This window comes from Rhizobium sp. Root274 (assembly GCF_001429245.1).
In the GTDB taxonomy this organism is placed as follows: domain Bacteria; phylum Pseudomonadota; class Alphaproteobacteria; order Rhizobiales; family Rhizobiaceae; genus Allorhizobium.
The window spans coordinates 372084-384246 of record NZ_LMJE01000001.1; the positions used below are offsets into that span (position 1 = coordinate 372084).

At 61.2% G+C, this 12163-nt stretch carries 14 protein-coding genes; 10 read left to right on the forward strand and 4 right to left on the reverse strand.

Annotated features, from left to right (window positions below; genetic code table 11):
• Nucleotides 1-95: 95 nt before the first annotated feature.
• Together ASE36_RS01945 and ASE36_RS01950 are read left to right on the forward strand one after the other, a co-directional pair.
• The gene (locus ASE36_RS01945; RefSeq protein WP_062275112.1) at nucleotides 96-512 is read left to right on the forward strand and encodes a PilZ domain-containing protein; all 417 of its coding nucleotides are present in this window, start codon (nucleotides 96-98) and stop codon (nucleotides 510-512) included.
• A 112-nt stretch (nucleotides 513-624) separates the two neighbouring features.
• Entirely contained in the window at nucleotides 625-1737 is a 1113-nt protein-coding gene (locus ASE36_RS01950; RefSeq protein ID WP_062275114.1) for a pyridoxal phosphate-dependent aminotransferase, read from the forward strand.
• A gap of 157 nt (nucleotides 1738-1894) precedes the next feature.
• Here the strand turns inward: ASE36_RS01950 and ASE36_RS01955 are convergent, their stop codons facing one another.
• Nucleotides 1895-2161, reverse strand: a complete 267-nt coding sequence (locus tag ASE36_RS01955; protein WP_062275116.1) for a sel1 repeat family protein — start codon at nucleotides 2159-2161, stop codon at nucleotides 1895-1897.
• 511 nt (nucleotides 2162-2672) lie between these two features.
• On the opposite strand from ASE36_RS01955, the gene ASE36_RS01960 reads away from it, so the two are divergent.
• Entirely contained in the window at nucleotides 2673-3008 is a 336-nt protein-coding gene (locus ASE36_RS01960) for a DUF2147 domain-containing protein (protein ID WP_062275118.1), read from the forward strand.
• A gap of 74 nt (nucleotides 3009-3082) precedes the next feature.
• Here ASE36_RS01960 and ASE36_RS01965 read toward each other — a convergent pair whose 3' ends face one another.
• Nucleotides 3083-3460, reverse strand: a complete 378-nt coding sequence (locus tag ASE36_RS01965) for a glyoxalase superfamily protein (protein WP_062277848.1) — start codon at nucleotides 3458-3460, stop codon at nucleotides 3083-3085.
• A 240-nt stretch (nucleotides 3461-3700) separates the two neighbouring features.
• On the opposite strand from ASE36_RS01965, the gene ASE36_RS22490 reads away from it, so the two are divergent.
• Nucleotides 3701-3871: a hypothetical protein gene (locus tag ASE36_RS22490; RefSeq protein ID WP_156378547.1), complete on the forward strand. Its 171-nt coding sequence runs from the start codon at nucleotides 3701-3703 to the stop codon at nucleotides 3869-3871.
• A 102-nt stretch (nucleotides 3872-3973) separates the two neighbouring features.
• Nucleotides 3974-5476: an AMP nucleosidase gene (locus ASE36_RS01975; protein WP_062275122.1), complete on the forward strand. Its 1503-nt coding sequence runs from the start codon at nucleotides 3974-3976 to the stop codon at nucleotides 5474-5476.
• A gap of 15 nt (nucleotides 5477-5491) precedes the next feature.
• On the opposite strand, the gene ASE36_RS01980 is transcribed toward ASE36_RS01975, so the two are convergent.
• A complete protein-coding gene (locus tag ASE36_RS01980; protein ID WP_062275124.1) occupies nucleotides 5492-6454 on the reverse strand; it encodes a lysylphosphatidylglycerol synthase domain-containing protein in 963 nt (320 codons plus the stop codon).
• An 81-nt stretch (nucleotides 6455-6535) separates the two neighbouring features.
• Here ASE36_RS01980 and ASE36_RS01985 point away from each other — a divergent pair, with 81 nt between their 5' ends.
• From ASE36_RS01985 to ASE36_RS01995, 3 genes are all read left to right on the forward strand, one after another.
• The gene (locus ASE36_RS01985) at nucleotides 6536-8017 is read left to right on the forward strand and encodes an ArnT family glycosyltransferase (RefSeq protein WP_082510747.1); all 1482 of its coding nucleotides are present in this window, start codon (nucleotides 6536-6538) and stop codon (nucleotides 8015-8017) included.
• An 82-nt stretch (nucleotides 8018-8099) separates the two neighbouring features.
• A complete protein-coding gene (locus tag ASE36_RS01990) occupies nucleotides 8100-9110 on the forward strand; it encodes a glycosyltransferase family 2 protein (protein WP_062275128.1) in 1011 nt (336 codons plus the stop codon).
• Entirely contained in the window at nucleotides 9103-10617 is a 1515-nt protein-coding gene (locus tag ASE36_RS01995; protein ID WP_062275130.1) for a glycosyltransferase family 39 protein, read from the forward strand. The genes ASE36_RS01990 and ASE36_RS01995 overlap by 8 nt, the downstream gene beginning before the upstream one ends.
• Before the next feature lie 3 nt (nucleotides 10618-10620).
• Here ASE36_RS01995 and ASE36_RS02000 read toward each other — a convergent pair whose 3' ends face one another.
• Complete coding sequence (locus tag ASE36_RS02000; protein WP_062277851.1) at nucleotides 10621-11094, reverse strand: OsmC family protein; 474 nt, start codon at nucleotides 11092-11094, stop codon at nucleotides 10621-10623.
• Nucleotides 11095-11257: 163 nt separating this feature from the next.
• Here ASE36_RS02000 and ASE36_RS02005 point away from each other — a divergent pair, with 163 nt between their 5' ends.
• Nucleotides 11258-11839, forward strand: coding sequence for a PadR family transcriptional regulator (locus tag ASE36_RS02005; protein ID WP_062275132.1), 582 nt, complete (start codon nucleotides 11258-11260; stop codon nucleotides 11837-11839).
• Nucleotides 11840-11841: 2 nt separating this feature from the next.
• On the forward strand, nucleotides 11842-12129 hold the full coding sequence (locus ASE36_RS02010) for a DUF2218 domain-containing protein (protein ID WP_062275134.1): 288 nt from the start codon (nucleotides 11842-11844) through the stop codon (nucleotides 12127-12129).
• Nucleotides 12130-12163 lie beyond the last annotated feature (34 nt).

Genomic DNA, 12163 nt, shown 5'->3' on the forward strand with positions numbered 1-12163 from the left:
ATTTTAGCCATCGTTAAAACTTGATGGAAGTTGTTGAACCTACTGAAAATAATTGGGGAGAAAGTGCAGATTAGCGAGACGAGGAGCGTTCGAACATGCCCATGGAAAATGCCACGCATCTGGCGACGGTCACGTCGGAAATGTACGAACGCAAGTGGGAACGCTTCTATGTCCAGCGGCCGGCCCGCGTCATGTCGGTGAGCCCGGGCTTGAGCGGCATCACCATCCGCAGCTGTCAGGTTCTGGATATCTCCAGGGGCGGCGCGGCGCTGGAACTCACAACGGCCATCGGCCTTTCCTCGCATTATTATCTGCAGATCATCGGGCTTGCCGACCGCATCGGCTGCGCCGAGGTCTATCGCAATGGCAGCCGCGTCGGCGTCAAGTTCATCGCCCCGATCTCCGAGCATATGTTGCACCGGATCGTGCGTGCCGACTTCATGCTCGGCGAGGAGATCAACAAGCCGGTCAAACCTTTCCAAAACGGTAACGGCGCGCGGCTCGGCCGCTAATCCCTTTTGTTGCAGGCGGCAATGGGATGTTAAGGCATGGCCCGGCCTTGCGCCGCCGGAACCACTTCTTATTGTGGGCTTCCCGATCACCCTTCTGGACGCCTGACATCGCATGACCGCCTTTTCCCGTTTCACGCCGCTTGCCACCTCCCTTCCCGCCACCGTGCCCTTTGTCGGTCCGGAAGCCATCGAGCGCCAGCGTGGCATGTCCGTGCGCGCGCGGATCGGGGCCAATGAGAGCGGGTTTGGCCCTGCGCCTTCGGTGCTCAGGACGATCGGCGAAAAGGCCGGCGAGATCTGGAAATACAACGACCCCGAAAACCATGCGCTGAAGGTCGCTCTCGCCGCGCATCTCAGGCTAAAATCCGACAACTTCGTCATCGGTGAAGGCATCGACGACCTGCTGGAGCTCATCGTACGGCTCGTTATCGAACCCGGCATGCCGGTCGTCACCTCGCTCGGCGCCTATCCAACCTTCAATTTTCATGTGAACGGCTTTGGCGGACGGCTGGTGACGGCGCCTTACCGCGACGACCGTGAAGATCTGGGTGCTTTGCTCGACCTCGCGAAGCGGGAAGACGCACCCCTCGTCTATTTCGCCAATCCTGATAATCCGATGGGCAGTTGGTGGGACGCAGACAGCATCATCGCCTTTGCCCGGGCGCTGCCCGCAACGACGCTGATGATCCTCGACGAAGCCTATAGCGAGACAGCACCGGAGGGATCGATCCCGGCAGCCGATGCCCTGATCGACCTGCCGAACGTCATTCGCACCCGAACTTTCTCGAAAGCCTACGGCCTGGCGGGTGCCCGCGTGGGTTATGGCATGGGGACGCCCGGCACCGTCTCGGCCTTCGACAAGATCCGCAACCACTTCGGCATGCCCAGGCTTTCGACCGAAGCAGCGCTCGCGGCGCTTGCCGATCAGACCTATCTTGGAGATGTGGTCGGGCGGATCAAGTCGGCCCGCGAGCGGATTGCCGGCATTGCCCGGGATAACGGGCTCGTCCCCCTGCCCTCGGCCACCAACTTCGTCGCGATCGATGCGGGGCGCGACGGAACTTATGCCCGTGCCATCGTCGACGGGCTGATGAGCCACGGCGTTTTCATCCGCATGCCGGGCGTGGCACCGCTCAACCGCTGCATCCGCGTCTCCACCGGCCTTCCCGCCGATCTCGACCTGTTCGAGCAGGCCCTTCCTGCGGTCCTGAAGGCGCTTGGCTGACACCTCTGCCGGAATAGAAAAAACCGCGCCGGCCTTGTCCCTGCCGGTCGCGGTTCTTTAAAGTGTTGGCACTGGCCCCGTCCAAAGGTCCCCCGCCACGTTCCCCTTTCGGGTTCTTGTTGTGATTTCGGCCGCCGCAGCTCGCGGCGGAGATTGATCAGTGCATGGTCATCCATTCGCGGGCGGCACGAAGCGCCTCGGCGAGCTGGAGCTTGCTCATGGTCTGGGCGAGGTCGGCGCGCAGCTCGGCAGCGCGATCGCAGCCCTTGATGGCTGCGATGTTCAGCCACTTGTGCGCCGAGACCAGGTCAACGGGGCAACCGCGGCCGGTCGCATACATCAGGCCCATGTCGCGGAAGACGTCGGCCCGGGTTTCGCCACCCATCGTGGCATTTTCGGAAGTGTGCATTTCAAAGCGTGCCATTGGTTTTGTCCCTGTTTGCCTAGTGGTTACTCACGTCCCTGTTTTCCCTTTCGGGTCCCGTCTGATCCGGCGCCGGCTCGTTGTCCGGTCATTCTCGTTTCAGTCCGGGGCGGCGGGTTTGTCCCTGCTCGTTTGATGGACCCACTATGCCTCACGGCATTCAAAACTCGCTTAAAATGCATCCTTAATTTGCTGAAAACAAAGTACAAATGCTTCGTAAACTTGGTTTTTTGTTAAGCACTACATGCCTTGGGAATGCGGGATTTCGGATCAAAATTTACGAAAGCTTCATTTCTGAAAATCAACCCATTGTTCACCACGCTGCACGAAGCAAAATCGAATAGAGGCTGGAAATGCTGCGTTCTGGCTTGTCCACCGCCCCCGAAAACAGGCGGATTGCATTTTACCTTTACGTGTGCGTAAGATATTTTTTAACCGGTGATCGCCTCTCCAGGAGGACGACGGGAGCGATTGCCGGCGCAACCATCATCCCTGGGAGGAGAGATCAAACATGCGGACATTCATCATCGCGGCAGCACTGGCGCTTACGGCCCTTTCAGCACAGGCGGCAGAGCCCATCGAAGGCAAATGGAAGACCGCCAGCGGCGCTACCGCCGAAATCGCCCCCTGCGGCGGCGCCTTCTGCGTGACGCTTCGGAGCGGCAAGCACAATGGCAAGCAGATCGGCAAGATGGACGGCTCGGGCGACAGCTATTCCGGCGAAATCACCGACCCGGAAAATGACAAGACCTATTCGGGCTCCGGCACAGTCTCTGGCAATTCGCTGAAGATGAAGGGCTGCGTGCTCGCCGTCCTTTGCAAGAGCCAGACCTGGACGCGCCTCTAAGCTGAGCGCCATACCTGCTTTAAAGTAGGCGGCCGGAGCGACCCGGCCGCTCTCTCATTTGTGTAAGGCCGTTTTCAAACCGGCTCACCGACATCAATGCGGTTGCCGTCCGGATCCTCGAAGACAAAGGCCCTCAGGCCATAGTCCTTGTCCTGCAAGCGCTTGATCACCCGCCGCCCCTGTTTCTGGATCAGGTCATGCAGGGCATCGACATTTTCCACCATCATGTGCGCGACGTTGAAATCGGCGGCCTTATGCCCTGGCTGCAGGGTCAGGTGGATTTCCGCCCCCTCCCGCTCAAGGATCATGAAGCCGACAGGATCGCCGTTCTGGAAAACAGCCTGGAAACCGAGAACGTCGATATAGAAGGCAGTCGCCCGGGCCATATCGCGGACCGGCAGCATCGCGGCCACGCGGCCGAACCGCATGGGTTTGTCGTCTGTCTTGTGCATGGTTGTCACCATGTTGCCGAAGATCTCCGCGCAGCGGAGACGGTGCTCCACCTACGCGTATCTCTTCGAAGTAAGATTTGGCGGGACGGTGCCCACCGACACCCTTATCAATCAAAGAGAGGCACTTTGAAAAGCCCTCGAGCGTCCGACATCGGCTGAACGCCAGATGAATTTGCCTCTCAGGCCGCATTCAGGCCGCATTGCTTATAAAGGCTTACAACACAAGTGGAGGCTTAGACGATGGCAAGAGTAGCACGGCGCATGACGATCATGACCCTGACAATGGCGGTCTTTGCGATGATCTTCAGCCATATCGTCGTGAATACCCACCCTGCTACCCGCCACGCCTCCACTGGACTTGTTGCCAGTTGCGCACCCGTTGGCCTCAATTCCTGCCGGCCCAACTTCTGATCGCGGTCCAGCATTGCCCCGACAAGCGGCAGCGCTGCGGAAATCTTGAGGCCAGCCTCTCGACGTCGTTTGCTTGTCAATGTTCCTCTCCTATAATGCGGCATGAACACACGAATCTCATCCCCCGTGCCGCTGAACTCCATCAGTCCCGAACCGTATGAACCGCGGGTATTCACCGACGCGGTCGAAGCCGTGGATGCGCTGACCGAGCTCTACGAGCGCAACACCCGTTTCCTCAATGACGCCTTTTCGGCGCTTGCCAATGGCGGGCCGATCGAGGGGCGTTATCGGGCCTTCTACCCGCAGGTCAGCATGGAGACGACGAGCTTCGGCCATGTCGACAGCCGCCTCTCCTATGGCCATGTGACGTCGCCAGGCGTCTACACCACGACCATCACCCGGCCAAAGCTGTTCCGCCACTATCTGAAGGAACAGCTGGCGCTTCTGATGCGCAATCATCAGGTGCCGATCATCGTGTCGGAATCGACGACGCCGATCCCGCTGCATTTCGCTTTCGGTGAAGGCGCCCATGTCGAGGCTTCCGCCGGTGGCCTTGCCGACATGCAGCTGCGCGACATCTTCGATACGCCTGACCTCACCGTAACGGACGACGAGATCGCCAATGGCGAATACGAGCCGAAGCCGGGCGAGCCGCATCCGCTGGCGCCGTTTACAGCGCAGCGCATCGACTATTCCCTGGCGCGGCTATCGCATTACACCGCGACCAGCGCCAACCATTTCCAAAACTTCGTGCTGTTCACCAACTACCAGTTCTATGTCGACGAGTTCTGCGCCTATGCGCGGCAGCTGATGGCGGATGGCGGCAGCGAATACACGGCTTTCGTCGAGCCCGGCAATATCATCACGCCGGCCGGCCAGTCGGTGCCGATGGAAGGTGTTGCGCTCGGCCGCCTGCCGCAGATGCCGGCCTATCACCTGAAGAAGAAGGGTCATGCCGGCATCACGGTAATCAATATCGGCGTCGGCCCCTCCAACGCCAAGACGATCACCGACCATGTCGCCGTACTCAGGCCCCACGCCTGGCTGATGCTCGGCCATTGCGCCGGCCTTCGCAACAGCCAGCGCCTCGGTGACTATGTGCTGGCGCATGCCTATGTGCGCGAGGACCATGTGCTCGACGACGACCTGCCCGTCTGGGTGCCGATCCCGGCGCTTGCCGAAGTACAGCTTGCGCTCGAAGACGCGGTCGAGGAAATCACCGGCTACGAAGGCTTCGAGCTGAAGCGCATCATGCGCACAGGCACGGTCGCCACCATCGACAACCGCAACTGGGAACTGCGCGACCAGCGCGGCCCGGTGAAACGCCTGTCGCAATCACGCGCGATCGCGCTCGACATGGAATCGGCTACCATCGCCGCCAACGGCTTCCGCTTCCGTGTGCCCTACGGCACCTTGCTCTGCGTCTCCGACAAGCCGCTGCATGGCGAGCTGAAGCTGCCGGGCATGGCAACGGCCTTTTACAAGACGCAGGTCAGCCAGCATCTGCAGATCGGCATTCGCGCGCTCGAAAAGCTCGGCGCCATGCCGACCGAGAAGCTGCATTCGCGCAAGCTCAGAAGCTTCTTCGAGACGGCGTTCCAGTAAGCAGACGTCGTCGGCTTATCGTCTTCCGGCACCGGGCGCCATCAGAACGGCGAGACCCGTTCCGACGAAGGCGGAGAGCAGGATCAGCAGGTGCGCGTTGACCGCGGCCTTGCCGAGCACGGCGAGGAACTGCGCGGATGGTTCGGCGCCGAAGCTCAGGCCGCCGGCGACAATGCCCGCGGGATAGGTGCCGATGCCGCCTGGCGCATGGACCGGCAGGACCGAGGATAGCTCTCCCCCCAGCGCACCGCCGAAGCTCGCCGAGATCGGGTGCACGCCCATCAGCGTCAGCACCCAGGCGAGGATGACGACCTTGACGCCCCAGTTGAGCACGGTTGCCGCCCAGGCGCGCAGGAAGGCCGGGTTATTGACCGGCATCCCCCGCTCCAGCTCTTCGACCAGATGCCGAAGCCGTTCTGGTAGCTGTCGCGCCAGTGCGAAGAGCGGTCCCTTGAGGCGGAAGGCCGGGAGCGGGGCGAGGAGGAATAGCAGCCAAAGGGGCCAGGCCCAGGCCGGCCGATCCGGCCCAATCACCAGTCCAAGCCCGGCGGCTGCCAGCAAGGCATGAAGATCGAGCAGCCGCATAACCAGCAGCGCTGCCGTCGCTCGTGCCAGCGGCATGCCGAATTCGGTGCGCATCAGAAGCGGAAAGCTCGCTTCGCCCGTCCGCATCGGTAGCATGATATTCAGGAGATTGTGGACGAGGGTCAAGCGGAGGAGACGCCGGAAGCCGCCCTTGGTTTCCGCTGGAAAGTAATCGCGGATACGCCAGGTACGCACCACATATGTTGCCACGAGCAAGGCCAGCGCAAGGCTCAACGGCCCCACGCCGATATCGCGGAACTGGGCCACCAAAACCGGCCAGCCGAAAGCCCATTGGAGAAAGGCCCCGTAGGCCACCACCGCGGCGACCGTCACAAGGCTTACGCGGTTGCGGATTATCCAAGGTCGGCGGCTGGCATCCGTGTCTGAATTCATATAGTCGTGCGCCCGATCAGTGTTCAACGCGCCCTCTAGCATGAATGGGCCAGCCTGCACCACCGGCGGTCAGGGAGTTCGATGATGGAAGTAGCAGAGGGACGCGGAAAGTTGGCATGGGGTGATTTCAGCCTCTATCCGCGATCTTTCTACCTCATCCTCGCCGCCTTCTTCGTGCTGGCCGCCCTTGCCAGAGTTCTGCGCACGGGAACACTCGAGACTGACGAGATGCAACAGGTGTTGCATTACTTGTCGCTGGAATGGGGCTATGGCTCCCAGCCGCCGCTCTACGAGTGGCTGCAGGCCGCGGTCTTCCGCATCACTGGTCCCTCCGTGGCAGGACTTGCCGTACTCAAATACGGACTGCTCTTCCTGAGCACCGTCCTCATTGCTGCAGCCGTCAACCTTCACACGGATGAGCGTTCGGCAGGGTTTCTGGGCGCCTTCAGCCTGTTCAGCATGCCGACATTTTTTCTGATGTCGCAGCGCGATCTCACCCACACGGTCGTCGCGATCGCCTGCGTCGCCCTGTTTTTCTGGTCACTGTTCAGCGCGATCAGAAACCCCACGATTCCTCGATATCTGCTGGTCGGTGTTGCCATCGGTCTGGGTGCCATCTCGAAGTACAATTTTGTCGTGATCCCGGCGGCAGCTCTGATTGTGCTCGTGGCCATGAACGCGTTTCGCAGCCGTGTCCTAGATTGGAGGATCGTGGCAACCCTGGCCGTTGCAGCGGCGATCGCCCTGCCCCATGCGCTCTGGCTTTTGCAGAACCTCGACGTGGCGAGCGCCCAGACGCTGCATGAGATGGAGATCAAGGAAGATGTGGGACGGTTCTGGGGATTTGTGGCGACCTCCGCCTCGTTTGCAACGGCCGTTCTGAAAGCATCCTCGCCCGTCCTTGGCTTCTTCTTCGTGCTCTTTGCCCGTAACGCAAGAACCATTGTCAGGGCGAGCAACCCTTCGACGCAATTGGTCGGCTGGACGTTCGTTGTCAGTCTTGTGCTCGTCTATCTGACGGTCGTTGCGATCGGGGCCACGGAAGTCCGCCAGAAGTGGCTCGCAATCTATTTCGTTGCCCTGCCCTTGTACCTGACATTGAAGATCGCAGCGGCCGGCATCGACGTGCGGCCCCGTCTCCGGCCGGCAGCGGTCATATCCGGGACGCTCTTCCTCGGCGTCTCGGCGATGTTGGTCGGCAAGGATCTGGTGGCTCCGGCACTCGGCTGGTCGGACAAGGCTGAGATGCCCTATGCAGGCCTTGCCGCCGCGCTGGAAACAGAGCTGGGCGGTCCTCCGGCCGTTATCGTCACGCGTGAGCCCGCTCTCGCGGCCAATCTGCTGCTGCAATTCCCCACTGCCGAGATCATTACTCAAGAAAGCGGCCCGCTTGCGCCTCTTGCGGCTCCCGCCGTCTTCGTGGCCACCTCGGATAAGGCATCGGCAGATCTCTCCGGCCTGCGCTCCGACGCGGCGACTGCTGCACTTCAGGCCATCGAAATCCCGGATGGTCCGCCCACGGCAACCAAGCACATGTTCTACTATTCCAGGCTTTCACATTGAACCGCAGATCCAGCGAACACGAGAACCGATCCCTCAATCGCATCGCTTGTGTTACAGACCAGACTTCAGAAGGAAGACGACGTTGACGAGCCCATCGCTATTCGAGCAAGCCGCCGCGCTGAACCAGCAGAGCCCAGAGCTGTCGCTCGTCGTGCCGGTCTTCAATGAAGAGGAAAGCGTCGGCCCGCTCATCGAGCGGATCTGCGAGGCGATGGAGCTCTTTGCCGGCGACTGGGAACTGGTGCTGGTCGACGATGGCAGTGCGGACCGGACGTTGCTCCATGCGCGAAAGTATATCGACCGCGAAGGTTTGGACCTGAAGATCGTTGCCCTGCAGCGCAATTTCGGCCAGACGGCGGCCATGCAGGCGGGGATCGACACCGCGCAGGGACGGTTGATCGCCACGCTCGATGGCGATCTTCAGAACGATCCTAAGGACATCCCGGCCATGGTGGCGGCACTTGAGGAGCGGGAGCTCGATCTGCTCGTCGGCTGGCGCAAGAACCGTCAGGACGGATTGTTGCTGCGCAAGATCCCCTCCTGGTGCGCCAACAAGCTGATCGGCCGGATCACCGGCGTCAGACTGCACGACTATGGCTGCAGCCTGAAGATCTACCGCGCCTCCATCATCAAGCAGGTCAAGCTGATGGGCGAGATGCACCGCTTCATCCCCGCCTGGGTCGCCGGCGTCGTTCCGAGCTCGCGCATCGGCGAGATGGCCGTCACCCACCATGCCCGCCAGCATGGCACGTCGAAATACGGGATCTCGCGCACCTTCCGCGTCATCCTCGATCTGCTGTCGGTGATGTTCTTCATGCGCTACAAGGCGCGGCCGGGCCATTTCTTTGGCTCGCTCGGTCTGGGCACCGGGTTCCTGAGCGCGCTCATCCTGTCATGGCTCTTCATCCAGAAAGTCTTTTTCGGCGAGGATATCGGCGGGCGCCCCCTGCTCATCCTCGGCTTCATGCTGTTCCTGTCGTCAATCCAGCTGATCACCACTGGTATTCTCGCCGAAATGATCGCGCGCACCTATTACCGCGACGATGCGCAGCCGAACTACATCGTGCGCGAGGTTCTAGCCAAAGATGCATAAGGCACAACGGCTGATCGACAGGCTGGCGCGCCACCCTGCGGAGATCCTGTGGGTCTTTGCGGCCTATTATGTCGTTCAGTTCGCGGTCCGCCTGTTGCTGCCGCATGGTCTGCGCATCGACGAAGCGCAGCAGGTGCTTCTGTCGCAATGGTTTGCGGCGGGCTACGACGCGCAGCCGCCGCTCTACAATTGGCTCCAGCAGGCTGTCTTCGCCGTTGTCGGCGACTATCTCGTGGGACTTGCAGCGCTGAAATCGCTGATGCTGCTGGCCGTGATCGCGAGCTATTGGGTTCTGGCGCGCCTGCTCGTCCGGCAGCCGGCGCTCGCCACCGTGGCAACCCTTGGCTTGTTCTTCATTCCACAGACGTTTTGGCAGGCGCAGCGGGATTTGACCCACACCACGGCCACCATGCTGATGGTCAATCTGGTCGTGATCGCGGCCATCGTCACTCTGCGGTCTCCGACGATGCGCAACTATCTTCTGCTCGGCTGCGCCGCCGGGCTCGGCATGCTGACGAAATACAATTTCGTGCTCGTTCTACCCGCCTTGCTCTTCGCTTGCCTTCTGCAACCGGGCGGACTGCGGCGGCTGCTCGATCCCAAGATCCTGCTTTCGATCGTGGTTGCAGGGCTGATCGTTCTGCCGCATGTGCTCTGGTTCCTCGACAATATGGGGGTCGCGTCCTCTGTCACCGCGGCCCGAATGGCTGAGGATGCGAGCGATACCAATCGGCTTCACCAGATCCTGCTCGGCCTTGGCGAGCTTCTCCAGATGACAATCGTGCTCTGCGCTCCGGCCATACTCGTCATCGGGCTTCCCTTCGGGCGCAGCGCGGTTTCTTCATGGCGGGCAAGGAGCGGCGAAAGCCGCTTTGTCGGCGCCCTGCTCGCAGCCATTCTGCTGATCCTCGCGCTGATGATCCTGGTCCTCACCTTCACGACCTTCCGGGACCGCTGGCTGCTTCCCCTCCTCCAGCTGCTGCCGATCTACCTCGTGCTCAAGCTGGAAGCGCAGGGCGTGGACGCCGAAGCGGGGCTGCGCCGCCTGCTGCCCGTCGCTCTGGTCACCATGGCCCTGATCCCGATCGCAATGACGATCGCTGGCCATAAAGGGCGCCCCTCTCACTACCACCAGCCCTATGCCGCGTTTGAGGCGGCTTTCGCCGAGCGCGAGGGCATCACGCTGTCGCTGATCGTCGCGCCCGACTGGCTTGCCGCCGGAAACCTGAAGATGCAGTGGCCGAATTCCGCCGTCGTCACCCTGCAGTTTCCCAATCTCACGGCACCCTATGACTGGAGCCGCGAGAGGCCGATCGCGCTGATGTGGCGTGGAGAAGAGACGGCTATTCCCGCGCGTCTGCAGGCATGGACAGAGGACAATCTGGATAAAGGTACCATCACGGCGGAGACGAAAACTGTGAGCCTGCCCTTCACGGGTCACCCTCAGACGCCCGCCCCGGACTTTCACTACGTGTTGATCTACCCTTCAGAAGAGCGAGGGGCGTGACCTTCACGCCTCGATGATCACCGCCTCGCAGCGCACCGGAAAGTTGACCGAATTGGCGATGAAACACTTCTCGTGTGCATCGCCGTGCAGTTCCAGGGCAAGCTCCGGATAGGTGCCGGCCTTGATCGTCACCCGGGGTTTGAGCACAATCTCGGTGAAGCGGCCGCCGCCATCGCTGTCCATCTGCATCGTCCCCTCGGCCTGATCCTCATATGCGGTGACGATGACGCCGGAGACGGCACAGAAATGCAAATACCACAGCTTGTGACAGGCAGAGACCGAGGCGAGCAGCAATTCCTCCGGGTTCCACCGGGCCGGGTCGCCGAGGAAATGCGGATCGGCGGAACCCGCAATGTCCGGCTTACCGGCTGCGGCGATGCGGTGGTCGCGGCCATAGGCGCGGTAGCCCGAGGTGCCCGAGCCACGGTCGCCCTCCCAGGTGACGGTGAGCCGGTATTCGTGGCGATGCTCTGAGATTCCAGTCTCCGCAGATATCTTTTTGAGTCCCTTGGCACGATGATAGGCATCTGGCCTGTGATGTCCAAGCCGATCCTTCGCCAAGAAAAATCAGGCAGCCTCTTGTATCGATCGATTTAAGATATATCTTAGAGCAACTGAAACAGATTTAAGGAACTCGAAAATGAGACATCACAATTGCGAAGACGGCCGTGGTCGCGGCTTCAGGGACATGATGGCCATGGCCATGCGTGGCGGTCCCTTCGGTGGCCCCATGGGCGGTGGCCCGCGCGGACGCGGCGAACGTCGCCGGATGTTCGACGGCGGCGAATTGCGGCTTGTGCTCCTAAAGCTGATCGGCGACCAGCCGCGTCACGGTTATGACCTGATCCGCGAAATCGAAACGCTGTCCGGCGGCGCCTATGCGCCTTCGCCCGGCGTCGTCTATCCGACCATGACGCTGCTCCTCGACATGGGCCTTGCGGAAGAACAGGCGAGCGAAGGCCCGCGCAAGCTGCTTGCCATCACTGAGGCGGGTCGTGCCCATCTCGATGAACGCGCCGACGAGGTCGCGGTCGCCATCGGCCGCCTGACGGCACTTGCCCAAGTCAGCGAACGCACCGATGCCGGCCCGGTGCGCCGCGCCATGGGCAATCTCAAGCAGGCGCTGCATGACTGTCTGTCGCGCGACGGCACGACACGCGAAACACAATTGGAGGTCGCCCGCATTCTCGACGAGGCAGTCGGCAAAATCGAAAGGCTTTGATTATGGCAAAAACAATCGCGGTCATCCCGACCGAGAGCGGCTGGAAATACCTGCAGCAGCTCTGCAAACACTGGGCGCATAAGCTTGAGGTGGAACTGACCGAGCAGAAGGGTGTGGTGAAATTCGCCGAAGCCACTGCGGTGATGACGTCCAATGCTGAAGGCCTGACGGTCAAGATCGAGGCGGCCTCGGCAGACGTCCTGGAGCGAATGAAGGAAGTGGTGTCGAGCCATCTCGACCGCTTCGCCTTCAAGGAGGCACCGCTTCCCTTCGACTGGACATCCGCCTGATCCTTTCTAGGTGATGGTGAACCGACAGACAGCA